The sequence below is a fragment of the Microbacterium pseudoresistens genome, from assembly GCF_013409745.1.
GTDB lineage: Bacteria > Actinomycetota > Actinomycetes > Actinomycetales > Microbacteriaceae > Microbacterium > Microbacterium pseudoresistens.
In genome coordinates this window covers 1,456,686-1,477,306 of sequence record NZ_JACCBH010000001.1, presented here as the reverse complement: position 1 = coordinate 1,477,306, position 20,621 = coordinate 1,456,686, and the positions used below count along the sequence as shown (strand labels likewise).

21 protein-coding genes are annotated in these 20,621 nt (G+C 69.9%); 9 read left to right on the top strand and 12 right to left on the bottom strand.

All coding sequences use genetic code 11. The features are described from left to right. The first annotated feature begins 38 nt into the window (after nt 1-38). Nucleotides 39-785 carry a hypothetical protein gene (locus BKA02_RS07325; RefSeq protein WP_179432686.1) on the top strand — a complete coding sequence of 249 codons (747 nt, stop codon included), beginning with the start codon at nt 39-41 and terminating at the stop codon, nt 783-785. Nucleotides 786-944: 159 nt separating this feature from the next. Here the strand turns inward: BKA02_RS07325 and BKA02_RS07320 are convergent, their stop codons facing one another. Beyond that, nucleotides 945-1,445, bottom strand: a complete 501-nt coding sequence (locus tag BKA02_RS07320) for a putative immunity protein (protein WP_179432685.1) — start codon at nt 1,443-1,445, stop codon at nt 945-947. Between the two features lie 120 nt (nt 1,446-1,565). Continuing rightward, a complete protein-coding gene (locus BKA02_RS07315) occupies nt 1,566-2,711 on the bottom strand; it encodes an acyl-CoA dehydrogenase family protein (RefSeq protein WP_179432683.1) in 1,146 nt (381 codons plus the stop codon). A 183-nt stretch (nt 2,712-2,894) separates the two neighbouring features. On the opposite strand from BKA02_RS07315, the gene BKA02_RS07310 reads away from it, so the two are divergent. The 6 genes from BKA02_RS07310 to BKA02_RS07285 all read left to right on the top strand — a co-directional run bounded on the left by BKA02_RS07310 (nt 2,895) and on the right by BKA02_RS07285 (nt 8,198). Continuing rightward, a complete protein-coding gene (locus BKA02_RS07310; protein WP_179432681.1) occupies nt 2,895-4,088 on the top strand; it encodes a thiolase family protein in 1,194 nt (397 codons plus the stop codon). Nucleotides 4,089-4,117: 29 nt separating this feature from the next. Next, the gene (locus BKA02_RS07305; protein ID WP_179432679.1) at nt 4,118-4,732 is read left to right on the top strand and encodes a GyrI-like domain-containing protein; all 615 of its coding nucleotides are present in this window, start codon (nt 4,118-4,120) and stop codon (nt 4,730-4,732) included. A 118-nt stretch (nt 4,733-4,850) separates the two neighbouring features. After that, on the top strand, nt 4,851-5,852 hold the full coding sequence (locus tag BKA02_RS07300) for a putative F420-0 ABC transporter substrate-binding protein (RefSeq protein WP_179432677.1): 1,002 nt from the start codon (nt 4,851-4,853) through the stop codon (nt 5,850-5,852). Beyond that, nucleotides 5,849-6,955 carry a putative F420-0 ABC transporter permease subunit gene (locus BKA02_RS07295; RefSeq protein WP_179432675.1) on the top strand — a complete coding sequence of 369 codons (1,107 nt, stop codon included), beginning with the start codon at nt 5,849-5,851 and terminating at the stop codon, nt 6,953-6,955. The genes BKA02_RS07300 and BKA02_RS07295 overlap by 4 nt, the downstream gene beginning before the upstream one ends. Beyond that, the gene (locus tag BKA02_RS07290; protein WP_179432673.1) at nt 6,952-7,806 is read left to right on the top strand and encodes an ABC transporter ATP-binding protein; all 855 of its coding nucleotides are present in this window, start codon (nt 6,952-6,954) and stop codon (nt 7,804-7,806) included. The genes BKA02_RS07295 and BKA02_RS07290 overlap by 4 nt, the downstream gene beginning before the upstream one ends. Further along, the gene (locus tag BKA02_RS07285; RefSeq protein ID WP_179432671.1) at nt 7,803-8,198 is read left to right on the top strand and encodes a PPOX class F420-dependent oxidoreductase; all 396 of its coding nucleotides are present in this window, start codon (nt 7,803-7,805) and stop codon (nt 8,196-8,198) included. The genes BKA02_RS07290 and BKA02_RS07285 overlap by 4 nt, the downstream gene beginning before the upstream one ends. A gap of 33 nt (nt 8,199-8,231) precedes the next feature. On the opposite strand, the gene BKA02_RS07280 is transcribed toward BKA02_RS07285, so the two are convergent. Beyond that, nucleotides 8,232-9,224 carry an LLM class F420-dependent oxidoreductase gene (locus tag BKA02_RS07280; protein ID WP_179432669.1) on the bottom strand — a complete coding sequence of 331 codons (993 nt, stop codon included), beginning with the start codon at nt 9,222-9,224 and terminating at the stop codon, nt 8,232-8,234. A gap of 129 nt (nt 9,225-9,353) precedes the next feature. On the opposite strand from BKA02_RS07280, the gene BKA02_RS07275 reads away from it, so the two are divergent. Then, a complete protein-coding gene (locus BKA02_RS07275) occupies nt 9,354-10,205 on the top strand; it encodes a TIGR03620 family F420-dependent LLM class oxidoreductase (RefSeq protein ID WP_179432667.1) in 852 nt (283 codons plus the stop codon). 102 nt (nt 10,206-10,307) lie between these two features. Here BKA02_RS07275 and fgd read toward each other — a convergent pair whose 3' ends face one another. From fgd to BKA02_RS07230, 9 genes are all read right to left on the bottom strand, one after another. Beyond that, on the bottom strand, nt 10,308-11,324 hold the full coding sequence (gene fgd / locus BKA02_RS07270) for a glucose-6-phosphate dehydrogenase (coenzyme-F420) (protein ID WP_179432665.1): 1,017 nt from the start codon (nt 11,322-11,324) through the stop codon (nt 10,308-10,310). Continuing rightward, a complete protein-coding gene (gene cofE / locus BKA02_RS07265; protein WP_246285992.1) occupies nt 11,321-12,106 on the bottom strand; it encodes a coenzyme F420-0:L-glutamate ligase in 786 nt (261 codons plus the stop codon). Before cofE ends, fgd begins: the two co-directional genes overlap by 4 nt. Before the next feature lie 13 nt (nt 12,107-12,119). Continuing rightward, the gene (locus BKA02_RS07260; RefSeq protein ID WP_343045367.1) at nt 12,120-13,106 is read right to left on the bottom strand and encodes a TIGR03557 family F420-dependent LLM class oxidoreductase; all 987 of its coding nucleotides are present in this window, start codon (nt 13,104-13,106) and stop codon (nt 12,120-12,122) included. A 13-nt stretch (nt 13,107-13,119) separates the two neighbouring features. Further along, on the bottom strand, nt 13,120-14,301 hold the full coding sequence (locus BKA02_RS07255) for a thiolase family protein (RefSeq protein WP_179432661.1): 1,182 nt from the start codon (nt 14,299-14,301) through the stop codon (nt 13,120-13,122). Continuing rightward, nucleotides 14,301-15,491 carry a bifunctional 2-methylcitrate synthase/citrate synthase gene (locus tag BKA02_RS07250; RefSeq protein ID WP_179432659.1) on the bottom strand — a complete coding sequence of 397 codons (1,191 nt, stop codon included), beginning with the start codon at nt 15,489-15,491 and terminating at the stop codon, nt 14,301-14,303. Before BKA02_RS07250 ends, BKA02_RS07255 begins: the two co-directional genes overlap by 1 nt. A 3-nt stretch (nt 15,492-15,494) precedes the next feature. Then, complete coding sequence (gene prpB / locus BKA02_RS07245; RefSeq protein ID WP_179432657.1) at nt 15,495-16,397, bottom strand: methylisocitrate lyase; 903 nt, start codon at nt 16,395-16,397, stop codon at nt 15,495-15,497. Next, a complete protein-coding gene (locus BKA02_RS07240) occupies nt 16,397-17,923 on the bottom strand; it encodes an MmgE/PrpD family protein (protein ID WP_179432655.1) in 1,527 nt (508 codons plus the stop codon). The genes prpB and BKA02_RS07240 overlap by 1 nt, the downstream gene beginning before the upstream one ends. Next, on the bottom strand, nt 17,920-18,624 hold the full coding sequence (locus BKA02_RS07235; RefSeq protein WP_179432653.1) for a GntR family transcriptional regulator: 705 nt from the start codon (nt 18,622-18,624) through the stop codon (nt 17,920-17,922). Before BKA02_RS07235 ends, BKA02_RS07240 begins: the two co-directional genes overlap by 4 nt. Before the next feature lie 92 nt (nt 18,625-18,716). Further along, complete coding sequence (locus tag BKA02_RS07230; protein WP_179432651.1) at nt 18,717-19,712, bottom strand: EamA family transporter; 996 nt, start codon at nt 19,710-19,712, stop codon at nt 18,717-18,719. 112 nt (nt 19,713-19,824) lie between these two features. Between BKA02_RS07230 and BKA02_RS07225 the strand changes: the two genes are divergently transcribed. After that, nucleotides 19,825-20,583 carry a hypothetical protein gene (locus BKA02_RS07225; protein WP_179432649.1) on the top strand — a complete coding sequence of 253 codons (759 nt, stop codon included), beginning with the start codon at nt 19,825-19,827 and terminating at the stop codon, nt 20,581-20,583. Nucleotides 20,584-20,621 lie beyond the last annotated feature (38 nt).

Here is a 20,621-nt window from a genome sequence, read left to right as displayed (position 1 = left end):
GTGAGAGCCGGCCGCCACTTGCTTTCGCCCCATCGACAGTGAGCGTCGACCCGACGCTGTCCGGCAAGATCACGTCCGTACGCACTTCTGGTTCGGGGAACTGGCTACTGACACCCCAAGCGGACTCCCGAGACGGAACGACCTCACGCTCACGTTTCCTCGATGCATCCGACTTCGGTGGATGGGACGAGTGCTTTCCCTGCCTGACCGCGGACCCCGAGAACGAGGCATTCCCTGACCACGGTCAGGCCTGGAACGCCGAGTACAGGTCCTCCACGAAGTGCCCAGAGCGCTCGCAAGGGTCCTGGATCCTGCGGGGATGCGAGCTACACCGTGAGGTCACCCGCGAGCTGCCGCACCGATCGCGGCTCACCTATCACGCGCGGTTCCCGGACAGCGCAACCAGCACGCGCGTACTCTGGGCAGCACACCCTCAGTTCGTCGCCAAGTCGCTTATCAATATCACCTTGCGCTGCGGCGATGCGCCGTACTGCCGCAAACATGGAACCGGCGTCGTCCTTCCCTCGCTCTCTGCACTCGTCCCGAAAGGCGAGGGAAAGAAGATCGCAGTCGAGAGCTGCCCCTCCCAGATAGTGCTGACCCTCTCCCGAGTTGACGAGGCGATCACGCTGGAATGGGACGGTCGGGTCATTCCAGAGTTTCACATCTGGTACGACAACGGTCTCTACGCGCGAGAACCCGTCATCAGTCCGCAGCCCACGATCCCCGCAGGACGGGGAGTGCCTCGGGACTGGACGCTGTCCATCACGTCGTACCGACGGTGAGCTGCACACAGCCCCTGCTCGATCCGGTTCATCTGGCACGGGCCTTCAGTAGACCAGACACGCCGCACACCGAAGACCGACGGGCCGAACGGAGAAGCGCCGCCAACCAGCCAGCTCGGCGGCACTTCTTCCTGTCCCCTCGACAAAACCAGTCACATATCAGTCGCCGTCGTACACGTACTGCTCGAAGCGCGCCGGGATGCTCTTGCGCTGCCAGGCGAGCTCCTCGTCGCGGCGCGCGTGATTGCCGGGGAACGCGCGGGCGGTGTGCCGCGGAACCTGGCGGCTGTGCCCGGCCATGTGGGCCACCGCGACGGCCTGACCGCAGACGCGCGCGGCGGCTTCGGCAGCAGGATCATCGACCTCGCGGGCGGCCGCATGGCAGGCGAAGGCGCGCTCGCGCACGGCGTCGATTCCCATCTCGCCGCGCAGGAACGACCAGGCCGCATCCAGCGCCTCCTGCGGCCGGCGATCATCGGGGCGCTGGGCGACGAACAAGGGCAGCAGACGCTGCGCGCACGCCACCGTCCAGGCCACGAGTTCGCGGCGGTCGGCTTCGGACAGCGTCAGGTCGTCGTCATCCGGGAGGTTCTCGACGACCCGCAGGTCAGGGATGCCGTCGCCATACCTGCGCCCGGCGCGGTGCGCAGTGCTGTTCATCGTGGCCGTTCTCTCCGTCGCATCGTCGCGACCCCTCCAGTATCCCCCGTCACGCCGACATCGTGTCCATGACGGATGAACGGCCCGTGAACAACCGCGCTGCGGGAGGCCGGTCGAGGGTCAGGCGGCCCGGAGAGTGTCGCGCCCGACGATCAGGCGCATGATCTCGTTCGTGCCCTCGAGGATCTGGTGCACCCGCAGGTCGCGCACGACCTTCTCGATGCCGTAGTCCTGCAGGTATCCGTAGCCGCCGTGCAGCTGCAGGGCGCGGTTGGCGACCTCGAATCCGGCATCGGTGGCGAACCTCTTGGCCATGGCGCAGCGCGCCGCCGCATCAGCCGCGCCTTCGTCAACAGCCTCCGCACCGTCGCGCACCATGAGGCGGGCGGCGTGCAGCTCGGTGCGCATGTCGGCGAGGGCGAACACGATCGACTGCTTCTCGGCCAGCGGTTCGCCGAAGGTGAATCGCTCGTGCACGTAGGCCGCGGACCGCTCCAGCGCCCACTGCGCACCGCCCAGCGAACAGGCGGCGATGTTGAGACGGCCGCCGTTGAGCGCCGACATGGCGATCCCGAATCCGCGCCCGGCCTCGCCCAGCACGTTCGCCGCCGGCACGCGCACCTCGTCGAGGATCACCTGCCGGGTCGGCTGCGCACGCCAGCCCATCTTCTTCTCCGGGGCGCCGAAGCTCAGGCCCGCCGCATCCGCCGGCACGAGGAACGCGGTCACACCGCGCGCGCCGTCGTTCGAGGTGCGCGCCATGACGACGTAGACCGCGGCCTCGCCCGCCCCGGAGATGAACTGCTTGACTCCCGTGAGCACGTACTCGTCGCCGTCGCGGATCGCACTGGTCGCGATCGCGGCAGCGTCGGATCCGGCGCCGGGCTCGGTGAGGCAGTACGAGCCGAACCGATCCATGGCGGTGAGCGCCGGCAGCCACCGCGCACGCTGGGCGTCGTCGCCGTACGTGTCGATCATCCATGCGACCATGTTGTGGATCGAGAGGAAGGCGGCGATCGTCGGATCGCCCTTCGCGAGCTCCTCGAAGATCGCGACCGTGTCGACGCGCGAAAGGCCGGTGCCGCCGGACTCCTCGCGCACGTAGATGCCGCCGAGCCCGAGCTCACCGGCGCGATGCAGCGTGTCGCGCGGGAAGAGGTGCTGCTCGTCGCGCTCGATCGCGTACGGGGCGAGTTCCGTCTCGGCGAACTCGCGCACGGCGCCCAGGATGGCGGCGCGCTCGTCGGAGGTGGTGACGATGGTCATCGGTTCTCCTCTTTGATAGCGATCTAGCGGATCATTGTGCGTGATCCGCTCCGATGTATCTGAACATCATGACATTATTAGACGGTCCTCCGGTTATTTACTAGGGCGCCCTTGTATCTGCGGATCCGCGTGCCGGCCCTCCCCCGAAAGGGCAGACTGGTCGCAGACGCCGAAAGGATCACCATGCAGACCGCAGTCATCGTCGACGCCGTACGCACTCCCTCCGGCCGCGGCAAGCCCGGCGGCGCACTCTCGGACGTGCACCCCGTCGACCTCGCCGCCCTCATGCTCACCTCGCTGCTCGAGCGCAACGGCCTGGAATCGACACAGATCGACGACGTACTGCTGGGATGCGTGAGCCAGGTCGGCGATCAGAGCAGCAACATCGCCCGCCAGGCGGTGCTCGCCGCCGGGTTCGACGACCGCGTGCCGGCCACGACGATCGACCGGCAGTGCGGTTCGAGCCAGCAGGCCGCGCACTTCGCCGCGCAGGGCGTGATCGCGGGCGCGTATGACGTCGTCATCGCCGGCGGCGTCGAGTCGATGAGCCGGGTACCGCTCGGATCCTCCGCCCAGGGCGGCTCGCCCCTGTCGCCGAGGATGCGCGAGCGCTACCCGGAAGGGCTCGTGAACCAAGGCGTCTCGGCCGAGCTCATCGCCGCGAAGTGGGGCCTGGACCGCGAGCGCCTCGACGAGTACGCCGCCCGTTCCCACCAACGCGCCGCCGAGGCGATCGACGCGGGCCGGTTCGCCCGCGAACTGATCCCGGTGCCGGTGGTCGCCGACGATGGTGCCGAGAGTACGGCCACCCGCGACGAGACCGTGCGGGCGGGCACCACGGCGGAGAAGCTCGCCGGGCTCCCCTCGTCCTTCCACACGGATGCGGCCGCGGAGCGGTTTCCGCAGATCGGGTGGAGCATCACGCCCGGCAATTCCTCGCCGCTCACCGACGGCGCCTCGGCCGTGCTCATCATGAGCGAGGAGAAGGCGCTCGCCCTCGGGCTCACCCCCCGGGCGCGATTCCACTCCTTCGCCGTCGTCGGCGACGACCCCCTCCTCATGCTCACCGGCCCGATCCCCGCCACGCAGCGCATCCTCGAACGCTCCGGCCTCGGCATCGGCGACCTCGACGCCTACGAGGTCAACGAGGCGTTCGCCCCCGTGCCGCTCGCGTGGGCCGCGGAGTTCGACGCCGACCCCGCAAAGCTCAACCCATGGGGCGGAGCCATCGCGCTCGGCCATCCCCTCGGCGCATCCGGCACGCGCCTGCTCGGCACGATGCTCTCCTACCTGGAGGCCACCGGCGGCCGCTACGGACTGCAGACCATGTGCGAAGGCGGCGGCATGGCCAACGCCACCATCATCGAACGGCTCTGACCGGGCGGAGCAAGAGACGGGACAGCACCGTGAAGACGGATCTGAAGAAGGAGATTCCCGCCTACTCCGCGCGGAAGGGACGCTTCGACGTCATCAGCGTCCCTCCGCTGCAGTATCTGATGATCGACGGGGCGGGAGATCCGAACACGTCATCCGCCTACGGCAACGCGCTCGCGAGCCTGTATCCCCTCGCGTACGGCCTGAAGTTCTTCAGCAAGAAGGAACTCGATCGCGACTACGCCGTCATGCCGCTGGAGGGGCTGTGGTGGGCGGATGATCTGAGCGTCTTCACCGCGAACCGCGACAAGTCGCAGTGGAGCTGGACGATGATGATCCTCACGCCGGACTGGATCACCGCAGCCCATGTCGACACGACCCGGGCGACCGCCGCCGCGAAGGGGACCGCCCCGGCGATAGACCGCATCCGCCTGGAGGCTCTCGACGAGGGCCTGTGCGTGCAGACGCTGCACGTCGGCCCCTACGACGACGAGGGCCCCGTGCTCGCGCGGCTGCACGACGAGTTCCTCCCCGCTCAGGGGCTGCACCCCACAGGGAAGCACCATGAGATCTACCTCGGCGATCCCCGTCGCTCGGCGCCCGAGAAGCTCCGCACGATCCTTCGTCAACCGGTGAAGCGGAGCTGATCCAGCGGCCATCCGCTGCCAGCATCCGTTAGTCTGACCTTGCCCCGTCCTCATTGACGGAGTGATTCCGGCCGGAGCTTGGCCGCTTGTCCTTCATCGACTCGCGTTCAGGAGTGCCATGCGCCACCGCCTTCTCCGCTCCTTCGGCATCGTCGCCCTCGTCGGCGCCGCGTTCGCCGTCACCGCCTGCACGGCGGACGCGACCGCATCGGAACCCGCTTCCGAGCCCCCCGCGACGGCCGGGTACCCGCTCACCGTCGACAACTGCGGAACCGCCGTGACCTTCGATCGCGCTCCCGAACGCGTGCTCGCGATCAAGTCGACCTCGACCGAGATGATGCTCGCACTCGGTCTGCAGGACCGACTCATCGGCACGGCGTTCTCCGACGGCCCCGTCTCGGAGGAATGGGCGGACCGCGCGGACGGCATCCCGGTGATCGACGAGAAGGTGCCGGGACAAGAGGCCGTGCTCGATCTGGAGCCCGACCTCGTCTACGCGGGGTGGGAGTCGAACGTCACGGCCGAGGGTGCGGGCGATCGCGGCACGCTCGCCTCGCTGGGCGTGAACACCTATGTATCCCCCGCCGCCTGCCAGGAGCCCGGCTACCAGCCCGAGTCGCTGACTTTCGACGACGTGCTCGCCGAGATCGACCAGGCGGGTACGATCTTCGACGCCTCCGACGCCGCAACAGAGCTCATCGACGACCTGCGCGCACGCCTAGATGCGCTCACCCCCGACAACCGAGGTCTAAGCGCCCTGTGGTTCAGCTCGGGCAGCGACACCCCCTTCGTCGGCGGCGGGATCGGCGCTCCGCAGATGATCATGGATGCCGCGGGGCTGACGAACATCGCCGCGGACATCGACGAGACGTGGTCGAGCATGAGCTGGGAAACCGTGGTCGACACGAACCCCGACGTGATCGTGCTCGTGGACTCCGCGTGGGGATCGACGGAGAAGAAGATCGGCGTGCTGGAGGCCAACCCCGCCACCGCGCAGCTGCCGGCGGTCGTGAACCGTCGCTATCTCATCGTCCCCTTCGCGACGACGGAGGCCGGCGTGCGCAACGTCGAGGCCGTCGAGACCCTGCTCGCGCAGTTGGCGGAGGTGCCGTCGCCATGACGACGGTTGCGGGGCGGTCTGCGGTGAATCCTGGTGGCGAGCAGGGCATCCTCGCAACGGCCGACGCAGGCGCCTCGGAGCGCGCCCCGCGACGCCGGCCGCGGGCGGGCGGCTGGGCGCTCGTGCTGCTCGGCCTGCTCCTCCTCTCCGTCATCGTCGCCGTGGCACTGGGGCCCGCCGACATCTCCCCCGCAGACGTGTGGCGGAGCATCCTCGCTCGGTTCGGTCTCGGCGAATCCTCGCTCTCACCTCTTCGCGAGGGCATCGTGTGGGAGCTGCGGATGCCGCGCGTACTCGGCGCGGCCGCGGTCGGCGCGGGCCTGGCGATCTGCGGGGCGATCATGCAGGCGGTGCTGCGCAACCCGCTCGCCGACCCCTACCTGCTCGGCCTCTCGTCGGGCGCGTCGTTCGGTGCCGTGATCGTGATCGTGCTCGGGGCCGCGCTGGCGCTGCCCGTCGCCGCGTTCGGCGGTGCCGTCGGCGCGCTGCTGCTCACCCTGCTCGTGGCCGGGGTCGCCGGACGGATGACGACCTCGCGCACGATCCTCGCCGGGGTCGCCGTCTCGGCCGTGCTCAGCGCCCTGACGAGCCTCGTCGTGTTCTGGAGCGCCACGGGCGACACCTACCGCGAGATCCTCGGCTGGCTGCTCGGCTCGCTGGCGGGGGTCACCTGGCCCACGGCGCTCCTCGCGCTCGGCGCGATCGCGCTGATCGGCCTTCCGCTGCTGCTGAGTGCCGGGACGCTCGAGGCGTTCGCCTTCGGGGACCGCTCGGCGGCATCCTTCGGCATCCCCGTGGAGCGCGCCCGCTGGATGCTGCTGGGCGCGACCGCGCTGCTCACCGGATGCCTGGTCGCGATGAGCGGGTCGATCGGCTTCGTCGGGCTCGTCGTCCCGCACGCCGTCCGGCTCATCGCCGGGCCCGGGCACCGCGCGCTGCTTCCGCTGTCGACGCTCGCCGGCGCGGTGGTGCTGATCTGGGCCGACACGCTGGCGCGCACGCTGTTCGATCCGAGGGAGCTGCCCGTCGGCATCGTCACGGCGCTGCTGGGCGGTCCGGTGTTCATGGCGCTGCTCGTCCTCCGTGCGCGGAGGAACCGATGACGGACGCCGGGTCGGCAAGCGACGAGGTGAGGACGCCACTGCGCACCCGCGCGCTCTCCCTCCGCAAGGGCGGGCGCCTGCTCATCGACGGCATCGACTGCACCGTGCCCGATGGCTCGCTCACAGCCCTGGTGGGCCCGAACGGCGCGGGCAAGTCGTCTCTGCTGCACGTCATCGCCGCGATCGACGCCCCCTCGGACGGCGCCGTGCTCCTCGACGGCCGCGACGCGCGCGGGCTGCGGCGCAAGGCCAGGGCGCGCTTCACCGCGCTCGTCGAGCAGCAGGCCGACACCGATCTGGATCTCACGGTGCGCGAGGTGGTCCTCCTCGGTCGCACACCGCACGTCTCGGCACTGGCGGGTCCGGGGCAGGCGGACGAGGAGATCGCCGTATCCGCCCTCGCCCGCGTCGGTGCCGCGGAGTTCGCCGGGCGCCGCTTCGCCCAGCTCTCGGGCGGCGAGCGCCAGCGCATCCTTCTCGCCCGGGCTCTCGCCCAGGATCCGGCCCTGCTGCTCGTGGACGAGCCGACCAACCATCTCGACATCCGGGCGCAGCTGCAGGCTCTGGGGCTGCTGCGCGCGCTCGCCGACAACGGGATGGGCGTGCTCGCCGCCCTGCACGATCTCGGCCTCGCCGCACGGTACGCCGACCGCGTGATCGTGCTCGACGCCGGACGCGTCGTCGCCGCGAGCTCCCCTGCCGAGGTGCTCACACCGTCGCTGATCGAGCTCGTCTACGGCGTGCGCGCCGATGTCGTCGCCCATCCCGCGGACGGCACCCCGCTCATCGCGTTCTCGCCGCTCGATTCCGCGCCCACCCCCGAAGAGGCGTCGATACACTCGGACGCATGAGCGCATCCGAGATCCCCGACACCCTGATCGACCTTCTGGAGCGCCCGGTGTACGGCGTGCTGGCGACCGTCGGCCGCGACGACACGGCCCAATCCAGCCCGATGTGGTTCGAGCTGGTCGACGGCACGATCCGCTTCACCCACACCACCGGACGCGCCAAGTACCGCAACCTGCAGCGCAACCCGTCGATGAGCTTCACCGTCTACGACCCGGAGAACCCGTACCGGTACATCGAGGTGCGCGGTCGCCTGACCGAGGCGACACCCGACCCGACAGGGGCGTTCTACCAGCAGCTCGCGAAGCGATACGGCAATGCGAACCCGGATGCCCCCGCAGATGCCGCCGACCGGGTGATCCTGGTCATGTCGATCGAGAAGGTCATCGGGCACTGACCGCCGGGCGCGGCGCCGCGCAGCTCGCTCAGCTCAGCTCAGCGCAGAGATGACCTCGCGCTCGAACAGCTCGATGCCCGAGCGGTCGTATGCCGCCTCCGGGAAGTAGTGGATCGCATATCCGAGGCCGCGCGCCTTCATGTCCTGCAGCCGCTCGACGATCTGCTCCGGCGTGCCCACGCCGAGGGCGTTCTCGCCGCGGTAGTTGCGCATGAAGACGTCGGTGCGCTCGCCGAGGAACGGGGTGATCCGCGCCTCGATCGCCGCCAGGCGATCCTCCACCTCGGCCTCGGTAGCCCCCACCACGGTGTTGTAGTTGGTCGATCGCACGATGGCGTCGAAGTCTGTGCCGACCGTCTCGGTGTGCGCGCGCAGGATCGCGCTCTTGGCGTCGAAGGTCTCGGGGTCGCCGCCCGCGAAGTTCGTGTACGCGGCGTACTTCGCCGCGATCTTCAGCGTCACCTTCTCTCCGCCGCCGGCGATCCACAGCGGGATGCCCCCGCCCTGCAGCGGCAAGGGCCGCACGATCGCCCCGTCGACCTGATAATGCCGACCGTCGAGCGTCGCGGTTCCCGTCGTCCACGCCTGGCGCATGATCTGCACGCCCTCGTCGAGCATCCGCAGGCGCTCGCCCGCCGAGGGGAAGCCGTAGCCGTAAGCCCGCCACTCATGCTCGTACCAGCCGCCGCCGATGCCCATCTCGGTGCGTCCGCCCGAGACGATGTCGACGGTCGCGGCGACCTTCGCAAGGTACGCCGGGTTGCGATACGCCATGCAGGTGCACATCTGGCCGAGCCGGATGCGGTCGGTCGACGCGGCGAACGCCGACATCAGCGTCCACGCCTCGTGCGTCGCCTGGTCGCTGGGCTCCGGCGTGGTGTGGAAGTGGTCGAACACCCACAGCGACTCCCAGGGGCCGGCATCCGCCGCCCGGGCGAGGTCGCGCATCGTGCGCCACTGCTCGGCGGGATCGATGCCGACGAGATCGAATCGCCAGCCTTGCGGGATGAAGAGTCCGAAGCGCATGCGGGCAGTCTAGCGACGGCGTCGGACGTCGGCGCCTCGATCGGTTTCGCGGACACCGGCCCTCGCGTCGACCCCTGACCGTAGGCTGGGCACAGCATCCGCATTCTCCTTCCAGGCGACAGGAGTCCCATGTCCATCCCCTCCACCACACCGGACCTCGGACGAATCGGGCTCTGGCGCGGCGGGCCGCTGCTCACACCCGAGATCGCGCAGTCCGCCGAGCGCCTCGGCTACGGGACGGTGTGGGTCGGCGGCTCGCCCGCGGCCGACCTCGCCCAGGTGGAGGAGATCCTGGACGCCACGCAGACGCTCACGGTGGCCACGGGCATCGTGAACATCTGGACGGCACCGGCCGCGGAGATCGCCGCATCGTTCCACCGGATCGAGAAGGCGCATCCGGGACGGTTCGTCCTCGGCATCGGGATCGGGCACCGCGAGAACCAGGGCGAGACGTACCGACGCCCGTACTCCGCGCTCGTGGAGTATCTCGATGTGCTGGATGCCGAAGGCGTGCCCGCCGAGCGGCGGATCATCTCGGCGCTCGGCCCGCGCACGCTGCACCTCGCCGCCGAGCGCTCCCTGGGAACGCATCCCTATATGACGACGCCTGCGCACACGCGCTTCGCGCGGGAGACGATCGGGGCAGGCCCGGTGATCGCGGTCGAGCAGCGGCTGGTGATGGACGAGGACGCCGACGCCGCCCGGGCGACCGCCCGGCGCTTCCTCGCCCGTTATCTCGGTCTCGCGAACTACCGCCGCACACTGGAGGCGCACGGGTTCACGGCATCCGACCTCGACGATGGCGCCACGGATGCGGCCGTCGACGCCCTGGCGCCGCATGGTGCGCCGTCAACGCTCGCGGCCGCCGTGCGGGCGCAGCACGAGGCCGGGGCCGATCACGTCTGCGTGCAGTTCCTCTCCCCTCGGGAGGATCCGACCCGCCCGCTCGAGGTGCTGGTCGAAGCACTGACGGAGGGCTGAGCGGCGGGTTCCCTCTCCGGTTTGGGGCGCAGTCTTGCGCCTGGGGCGCGGTTTCTCCGCCCCGAACACGAAAGGGCGCCCCAACCCAGGGATGGGTCCCGGTTACAGGGCCCGCAGGCGCGGGGCGAGATCGCGCTCGAACAGCGTCATGAACCGTTCCTGGTCGTGGCCGGGCGCGTGGAAGACCAGGTGGTTGAAGCCCCAGTCGACGTAGTCCTTGATCTGCGCGACCACGGCATCCGGATCGGTGCCCACGATCCAGCGCTTGGCGACCTGCTCGATCGGGAGCGCGTCGGCCGCCTTCTCCATCTCCACCGGATCGGTGATGTCGTGCTTCTGTTCCTTGCTCAGCGACAGCGGCGCCCAGAACCGGGTGTTCTCCAGGGCCGCCTGCTCGGTTTCCTCGTAGGAGATCTTGATCTCGATCATCCGGTCGATCTGGTCGAACTCGCGGCCGGCCGCCTCGGCGCCCTCCTTGACGGCCGGGATGAGCTTGTCGACGTACAGCTCGCGTCCCTTTCCGGAGGTGCAGATGAACCCGTCGCCCGCACGCCCGGCGTACTTCGCCACCTGCGGGCCACCGGCGGCGATGTACACCGGGATGCCGCCCTCCGGCACGTCGTAGATCGACGCGTCGTGCGTCGAGTAGTACTCGCCCTCGAAGCTCGTGCGCTTGCCTGACCACAGCGCCCGCATCAGCCGCACCGACTCCCGCAGCCGCGCGTACCTCTCCCGGAACTCGGGCCAGTCCTGCTCACCCGCACCCCGGAATCCGGTCGCGATCTCGTTCAGCGCCTCCCCGGTGCCCACACCCAGGAAGACACGGTCGGGATTCAGGCATCCGAGTGTCGCGAAGGCCTGGGCGATGACCGCCGGGTTGTACCGGAACGTCGGCGTCATCACGCTCGTCCCGATCCGGATGCGCTCCGTGCGCTCGCCCACCGCCGCCGCCCATGCGATCGAGAACGGCGCGTGGCCGCCCGTGTACCGCCACGGCTGGAAGTGATCGCTCACCGCGACGGACTCGAAGCCGTGCCCCTCCGCCGCGACCGCGATCTCCACCAGTTCCCGCGGACCGAACTGCTCGGCCGACGCCTTGTATCCCAGGGTCAATGTCATCGTCGATCCTCTCCTCGTGCCGCGGCGCGCCCCGCAGCGAAGCCTTCGTCGTACCCGGCGCGGTGCGCCTCGTCCGCCCCGAGGCGGAACATATCTTTCTCCGGAGCGCGCACGATCGTCGCCGCTCCCGGCAGGTCCAGCGGACCCACGAGCCGCCCCATCCCGCGCACGATCGCGACCGGGCAGCCGCTGAGCTTGCCCTTGACGAGATCCCCCGCCGCGGCGAGTTCATCGGCCACGCACGGACGCGTGACGATGAGCGGACGGCCCGCGGAATCGACCTCGCCATGCAGCTCGTCGAAGACGCGCACGCCGGCCGCACCGATCGCGACATCGGTCTGGCCATCGCGCCACGGGCGGCCCAGCGTGTCGCTCACGATCACGCCGACCTTCGCGTCCCGGCGCAGCTCCGCGGCGAGCGTACGCGCCGAGGCGTCGGGATCGAGGGGAAGAAGGAGCACCGTTCCCTCCGCCGTGTTCGAAGCGTCCACGCCGGCGGCGGCCCCGACGATGCCGAGGCGGTTCTGCACGATGCGCGTGATCCCGCCACCGGCGCGCTCGCGTGTGGCGACGATGCGGACCGTCTCCGCCGTGATCGCCGCCTCGCGGTCGTCCGCGCGCACGACGCGGCCCTCGGCCTTGGAGACGATCTTCGAGGTGACGACGAGGATGTCACCGTCCACGAGCGGATACCCGTCCGCCGCGACCGCCTCACGGATCAACACGGCCAGGTCATCGCCCGGCCTCACCTCGGGCATCCCCGGCAGTGCCCAGACGCTCATCCGATCGTTCATCTCACCTCACCAGCCTGGGCAGGATCTCGCGGCCGACGACGTCGATCCACTCCTGCTGATTGCGCCCGATATTGTGCACGTGGATCGTGTCGAAGCCCAGGTCCAGGAACGACTGCACGTGCGCACGGTGAATGTCGGGGTCGGAGGAGATGCACATCCGCTCTCGAAGGTCCTCAGCGGTGACCGAACGGACGAGCTGGGCGACATCGAATGGCGATCGGATGTCGCCCCTGGGGAACCGCAGCCCCGCCATGGGCCATTCGCGGAGGGCGTTCTGCGTCGCCTGCTCGTCGGTGTCGGCCCACGACAGCTGCACGTGCGCAGTGGCCGAGCCCGTCCTGCCAGACTCCGCGCATCCTTCGCGATAGGCCGCGAGCAGGGCCGCCATCCGCTCCGGGCGTCCGGCCTGCACGACGATCCCGTCGACCGTGCGGCCCGCCCGTCGCGCGGTCGCGGGGCCCGCCGCCCAGACCGCGACCGGCGGCGCCTCGTCGGGCATCGTCCACAGCCGGGCGCTCTCCAAGCGGATTCCGGGGCCGCTGTGGCGGATGTCCTTCCCCTTGAGCGACGCAGCGAACAGCTTGCGAATGGCATCGGCGGCGTCGAACAGGTTCGAGATGCGATCGGCGGCCTCGGGCCAGTATCCGGCGACGACGTGCTCGTCGATCGCGTCGCCCGCGGCCAGCGTCAGTGTGTGCCGTCCGGGGACCATTGCCGCCAGCGTCGCACTGGCCTGCGCGACAGCAGCGACATGCATCCGATATCCGGGTATCGCCGACACAGTGACCTTGCCCGATGTGGCCTGCGCGATGGCCCCGGCGAGCGTCCACACGAACGGCGCCTCGCCCTGACTCGGAAGCCACGGCTGGAAGCGGTCCGCGACGACCGAGCCGGCGAAGCCGGCGGCATCGGCCGCTGCAGCTACGGACACCGTATGCATAGGCTTGAACTGCTCGAGCGCGACGACGTGATGGATGTCGATGGACACGGTCGGCCTTTCCTCAGCCCCGCTTGATCAACGCCGCGAGCGCCTGCCCGCCACCGATGCACATGGTGACGATGCCGTACTCGCCGCCGGTGCGCTGCAGTGTGAGCGCTGCGCGGACGGTGAGGATCGCGCCGGTCGCGCCGACCGGATGCCCGAGGGCGATCGCACCGCCGTACGGGTTCACCTGCGCCGGGTCGAGCTCCGTGTCGCGGATGACGGCGAGCGCCTGTGAGGCGAAGGCCTCGTTGAGCTCGACGGTCGAGATCTCCGACGGCGTAAGCCCGGTCTGCGCGAAGAGCTTGCGCAGCGCGAGGGTGGGCGCGTAGCCCATGATCTCGGGCTCCAGCGCAGCCGTCGTCACCGCCTCGATCGTCGCGAGCACCGGTGCGCCCTCGGCACGGGCATCCGCCTCGCGCATGAGCACGGTCGCCGCTCCCCCGTCGTTGATGCCGGAGGCGTTGCCCGCTGTGACCGTGCCGTCCTTCGCGAAGGCCGAGGGCAGCTCGGCCAGCGCCTCCAGCGTCGTCTCGGGCCGAGGATGCTCGTCCTTCGACACCTGCACGGGCTTGCGCCCCGAGGTGGTCACCTCCACGATCTCCTCTGCGAACGCGGCCTGCGCCTCATCGGTCGCGGCGCGCCGCTGGGACTCCAGGGCGAAGGAATCCTGATCCTCACGCGACACGTCAAAACGCGACGCCACGTTCTCGGCCGTCGTGCCCATGTGCTTCTCGGTGAACGGATCGGTGAGCATGGCGATCGTGCCGTCCAGCAGCTGCCGGTGCCCCAGCCGGTCGTTGAACCGCGCGTTGAAGTCGTAGAACGGCATCCGTGTCATGTTCTCGGCGCCACCGGCGACCACGACATCGGTGCTGCCCCAGAGCAGCTCCTGCGCGCCCGACCAGATCGCCTGCAGCCCCGAGCCGCATAGACGGTTCACAGTGAAGGCCGGCGTGTTGTTGTCCAGTCCCGCGGCGAGCGCGATGCGGCGCGAGATATAGGCGTCGCCGGCTACCTGGCCGATCGTGCCGATGACGACCTCGCCCACCCGAGACGAGTCGATGCCGGACCGGCGAAGCGCCTCGACGACGACGGCCGCACCAAGCTCGTGCGCGGGGGTGTCTTTGAAGGCCCCGCCGAAGCGCCCGACCGGGGTGCGCGCGCCGGCGACGATCGCGACCTTCTGCTGCTCGACCATCAGCCCGCCGCCTCCTCCGGCCTCTCCTGCACGTCCAGTGCGGCGGTGTCGGGAACATATCCCTCGATGTGCCGCTCGTCGGCGCCGTTGTAGGCCGACAGCGGACGGATGAGGGCGTTGGACGCCTGCTGCTCCAGGATGTGCGCGGTCCAGCCGGTGATGCGGGCCGCGATGAACAGCGGGGTGAAGGTGAGCGTGTCGTAGCCGATGAGGTTGTACGCCGGCCCCGAGGGGTAGTCGAGGTTCGGATAGATGCCCTTGCGGGAGACGAACTCGTCCTCCAGCTTCGTGTACAGCTCGGCGACCTCGGGGCGATCGTAGTGCGCCACGAGGGTGTCCAGGGCTGCCTTCATGGTGGGCACGCGCGAGTCGCCGCGCTTGTACACGCGGTGGCCGAAGCCCATGATCTTGCGCTTTTCGGCGAGCGCCGCATCCAGCCACTCGACGACGTTGTCGGCCGATCCGATCTCGTCGAAGATGTGCATGACGGCCTCGTTCGCCCCGCCGTGCAGCGGTCCCTTGAGCGCCCCGATCGCGCCGACCACGGCCGAGTACAGGTCGCTGAGGGTCGAGGTGATGACGCGCGCGGTGAACGTGGACGCGTTGAACGAGTGCTCCGCGTACAGGATCATCGAACGGTTGAAGGCGTCGACGACGACCGGATCGGCCTCCTCGCCGAAGGTGAGCCAGAGGAAGTTGGCGGCGTAGTCGAGGTCGTCGCGCGACTCCACGAGCGCCTCGCCGCGGCGACGGCGCTGACCGTACGACACGATCGCGGGCAGCACCGCGAACAGCTGCAGGCTGCGCTGCAGGTTCTCCTCCGGGGTGCCGACGGCATCGAGCACGTTGCCGGTGCCGGCCGTCTCGATCGCGCCGATGACGCTGACCGCGGTGCGCACCTCGTCCATCGGATGCGTATCCAGCGGCAGGCGGTCGATCGCGTCCTTCACGACGGGGCTCAGCGCACGGTGCTTCCGCTCCTCGGCACGGAACCCGGCCAACTGCTCCTCGGTGGGCAGCTCGCCGTGCCAGAGCAGGTACGCCACGGCCTCGAACGGCTGGGTCGCGGCCAGCTCCTGCACGGGGTAGCCGCGGTAGAGGAGGCTGTTCGTCTCGGGGTTGACCTTGCTGATCGCCGTCTCGTCGGCGACGACGCCGGCCAGACCCTTCTTGATGTCGGTGTCCGCCATGGGTCACTCCTTCGTGATGGTGAAGTTGAAGACGTTCGTGTCGAAGTGGTTGTAGTCCTCGTAGTCGATGAGGTCGTAGAGGTCGGCACGGTGCTGCATCTCGCCGAGCTTCGAGGTGAGGTGCCCCTCCCCCAGAAGCGTATCCAGCGCACGACCGGTGGCACCCATCGCGATGCGCAGCATCGACACCGGCCAGATGACGATGTTCACGCCGACGTCGCGCAGCTGGTCGACGGAGAAGAGGTCGCTCTTGCCGAACTCGGTCATGTTGGCCAGGATCGGCACGTCCACGGCCGCACGGACGGCGGCGAACTCCTCCAGCGAGCGCATCGCCTCGGGGAAGATCGCGTCCGCCCCCGCATCCACGAGCGCCTTGGCACGATCCTTGGCCGCCTCAAGCCCGTCGACGGCGGCGATGTCGGTGCGCGCCATGATGAGGAAGTTCTCGTCCCTGCGCGCGTCGACGGCGGCCCGGATGCGCTTGACCGCGACATCCTCGTCGACGACCGCTTTGCCGTCGAGGTGCCCGCAGCGCTTGGGGTTGATCTGATCCTCGATGTGGGCGCCGGAGAGACCTGCGTCTTCGAGCGTCTGGATCGTGCGGGCGACGTTCATCGGCTCGCCGAAGCCGGTGTCGGCGTCGATGATGGCCGGAAGCTCGGTCATCCGCGCGATCTGCTGCCCACGGCCGGCGACCTCGGTGAGCGTCGTCAGGCCGATGTCGGGAAGCCCCAGGTCGGCGGAGAGCACGGCGCCGGAGATGTAGACGCCCTCGAAGCCCTTGCGCTCGATGAGTCGTGCCGACAGCGGATTGAACGCCCCCGGGAATCGCAGCAGTTCACCGGTGGCGAGCCGCTCGCGGAACAGCCGCCGCTTCTCGGCGGGCGCCGTGCTGGCGTAGAGCATCAGAACAGGCCCTTCGGGGCGGGGGCCGCGGCGAGCACACCGGGCTTGGCGACGATCGACAGCTGCGCGACCTCGTCGGCCGCCAGCTCGGGCAGGCGCTGGACGAGCTCCAGGAACCGCTCGATCTCCTCGGACTCGAGCACGGGCTCGGCGAGCAGGCGGAACTTCGCGATGTAGTTCTCGCGGGCGAACGGGCGGGCGCCGAGCGGATGCGCATCGGCGACGGCGATCTCGTCGACGAGCGTGGTTCCGTCGGTCAGCGTGATCTCCACGCGCCCGCCGAACGCCTTCTCGCTGATGTCGTTCGAGTGGTAGCGGCGCGTCCACTCCGCATCCTCGAGCGTGGTGATCTTGTGCCACAGCGCCACGGTGTCCTCACGGCCCGCGCGCTCGGGAGCGTAGGAGTCGACGTGGTGCCAGGCGCCGTCCTGCAGCGCCACGGCGAAGATGTATGGAATCGAGTGGTCCAGCGTCTCCCGCGACGCGGTGGGGTCGTACTTCTGCGGGTCGTTCGCGCCGGAGCCGATCACATAGTGCGTGTGGTGGCTGGTGTGCAGCACGACGGACTCGATGTTCGCAGGATCCGCCAGCTCAGGACGCTCGTTGTGCAGCTTACGCGCCAGGTCGATCCATGCCTGCGCCTGGTACTCGGCCGAGTGCTCCTTCGTGTAGGTGTCGAGGATGGCGCGCTTCGCTTCGCCGGATGCGGGCAGCGGCACCTCGTAGGAGGCCTCGGGGCCGTCGAGCATCCAGGCGATCACGCCGTCTTCGCCCTCGTAGATGGGCGAGGGGCTGGTCTCTCCGCGCATCGACCGGTCCACGGCCTCGACGGCCATCTTTCCCGCGAAGGCCGGGGCGTGTGCCTTCCAGGTGGAGATCTCGCCCTTGCGGCTCTGCCGGGTGGCGGTGGTGGTGTGCAGCGCCTGGCCGACGGCCTGGTAGATCGTCTCGGCATCCAAGCCCAGGAGCGTGCCGATACCGGCGGCGGCGGAGGGCCCGAGGTGGGCGACGTGGTCGATCTTGTTCTTGTGCAGGCAGATGGCCTTGACGAGGTCGACCTGGATCTCGTATCCGGTCGCGATGCCGCGCAGGAGCGCCTTCCCGTCGGCGCCCACGTGCTGGGCGACGGCGAGGATCGGCGGGATGTTGTCGCCGGGATGCGAGTACTCCGCGGCGAGGAACGTGTCGTGGTAGTCGAGCTCGCGAACGGCCACGCCGTTGGCCCACGCCGCCCACTCCGGGCTCGTACGACGATCCAGCGGCGTGCCGAAGACGGTCGCGCCGGCGCCCCCCACCGAGACGGGGTGATCCAGCGCTTGCTGGCGGGCGGCGCTGGCCGGCGCGCGCGTGATCGAGGCGGCAGCCACGGCCGCGTTGTCGATGATCCGGTTGATCACCATGTCGGCGACCTCGCCGGTCACCTCCACCGGGTCGACGGCGACCTCGGCGATCTTCCAGGCCAGCTGGTCCTCGCGGGCGAGGTTCTCTTCGCTCTTGTGGACGCGGACGTGATGCGTGACGGTCATGATCGCCTTTCGGAGGGGGATTCGGATGCGGGGCGCTCGGCCCCGGACGGCACGAGGGATTCGAGGATGCCGGCCAGCGCGTTATGCAGGTGCACGTGCGTCGCGTGCGCGGCCAGGTCGGGATCGCGGGCGGCGAGCGCTTCGGCGATGAGGCGGTGCTCGGCGACGGAATCGGCCAGGCGCCGGGGCTTGTCGCGGGCCATGCGGCGCACGCGCACGAGGTGCGTGCGCACCATCCGCAGCGCAGCCGTGATGTAGTCGTTGGAGACCGCGTCATCGACGGCGGCGTCGAACCGGGCGATGAGGGATTCGTAGGCGCGGCGGCCCGCGGCATCCTCCACCCCGCCCTCGGCGGCGGCGAACTCCGCGGCGAGGGCGGTGAACACGGCGGGGTCGCCGCGGTCGGCGGCGATGCGCGCAGCCCCTTCTTCCAGTGAGCGGCGCAGTTCGAAGAGTGCACGGATGTCGGACGCGTCGATGGGGGCGACCACGGTGACGCGCGGCGACTGCTGCACGACGAGCCCGTCGGCGGCCAGTCGTCGCAGAGCCTCGCGCAGCGGCGTGCGGCTGACGCCGAGGCGGGCGGCCTGCTCGACCTCGGCGAGCACGGTGCCGGCGGCGAGCTCGGCGGACTGGATCTCGTCAAGCAGGATCGCATAGGCGCGATCACTCGCACGAAGACCCTCCAGCGCCATCACCATGACCGCTAGTGTATACATTAATCGGCCAGAAGGCGACCCGATCGGAACGGTCACCACCGGAACGTATACATCCGCTGCCTCGGTCGGCGGTGTCAGACGCTCGGATCGGCAGTATCGGCGGGTATCGCCTCGACGTGCTCGGCGGCGACGGCGGGCTCGCCGAGCTTCACGACCACGACGCCCGCGAGCACGAGCGCGGCACCCAGCAGCTGCAACGCATCCGGGAGCTGGCCGAGCAGCAGCCACCCGAACAGCAACGAGGCGATCACCTCCGACAGCGCGAGGAACGATGCCAGGCGCGACCCGAGCATCCGTGTCGAGACGATGCCCAGGACGTAGGCGAGCGCGCAGGCGATCATGGCGATCGCCAGCACCGGCACGAACCAGGGCACGACCCCGAAGCGGTACACGACGTCGTCGGTGTTCGCCGCGAAGGGCAAGATGCCCACCAGACTCGCGCCGGCGAGTCCGAGCGCACCCAGCACGAGGCCGCTTCCGGCGAGCGCGATAGGCGGCAACCCCGTGTCAGCCCTGCCCGATAGCAGGAAGTACGCCGCCGCGCCGATCATGGCGCCGAACGCCCAGAGCACGCCGATCGGATCCACGCGCATCCCGCCCAGCACGTCGAGCATGAGCACGAGCCCGGCGAAGGCGAGCAGCGCGCCGAGCACGCTCAGCCGCGCCGGCCGCTCGCCGCGACGCACCCACAACCACAGCACGACGGCCACCGGTGCGGTGTACTCGACGAGCAGCGCGAGACCGACATCCATCACGGCGACGGCCTGGAAGTAGAACAGCTGGGTGGCGGCCACGGCGAACAGCCCGTAGGCGACGACCATCCCCGCGTTGCGACGCAGCAGAGCCCAGCGCCCGCGCAGGGCGAGGATCGTCGGCACGAGGAGCACGAGCGCGGCGATGCTCACACGCGCGGTGACCGCAGCCCCGGGCGTCCATCCGCCGTCGATGAGACCGCGCGCCCACGCCCCCGACATCCCGAACGAGATCGCCGCGGCGAGCGCGAGCGGAACGCCGGCACCCCGACGACGCACGGCACGCACCGCGGCCGCGTCCTGTGCCCCTGCATCCATGGACAATGACGCTACGCCCTTGCTGCACCCTGCTGCTCGCGGAGCACGACGCCCTCGCCGATGCCACGCAGCCCGCCCCGTCGATAGGGTGGAGCAGGGCATGGGGGATGGCATGACGAACGAGCCGAAGACGCCGGAGGATGTGCGGAGCACAGGCGCATCCGATGACCCGTCCGCGTCCGGCGGCTCGGGCCTGACGGTCCCGGAGCTGGCGCCCCCGCTGGCCGCTCCAGTCCTTCCGCCGGCCCCGCCGTCGCTGCCTCCCTATGCGCACCCGGCGTACCGGCCCGATCCGGCGGCTGCGTCGTCGCCCACGACGGATGCACCGCCTCCCTCGCGCCGCTGGCTCGCGGGAGGCATCGCCCTGGCCGCGGTGGTCGTGATCCTGGGCGGCGTCGTCGTCACCGCGGTGCTCTGGGGCGGCGGCTCCTCGCGTCCGGGGGCGATCCGCCAGCCGACAGTGCCGTCGTTCCCCTCCGTCACAGTCCCGCCGATTCCGTCCATCCCGGCCCTCCCCGGGACCGACGAGGAGGGCTCCGGGCTCGGCGCCACCGTCGGGTCCCAGTTGGAGGAGCTCGCCGAGGAGTACCGCCGGGCGCGGGACTCGGGCGCGCTGTGGCAGCAGATCCCCGACAACGAGTTCAACCGCACGGCGGTGAGCGCCTTTCTGTACCTGATCACCGATATGCGGGTCGCCACCGTGTGGGGCGTCGATGACGCCACCGCCGCCGAATACCTCGACGAGGCCGCGGAGCTGGAACGCCGGCTGCTGGCCCAGGAACCGCTGGGCAGCGACGTGCACATCGTGCTGGACGACCGCGAGTTCACCTACGACGGCACCACCGGCGAGGGCGGCTACACGGACCGGTGATGACCCGCCGCATCCGCGGCCGGACACCGGCCGACTAC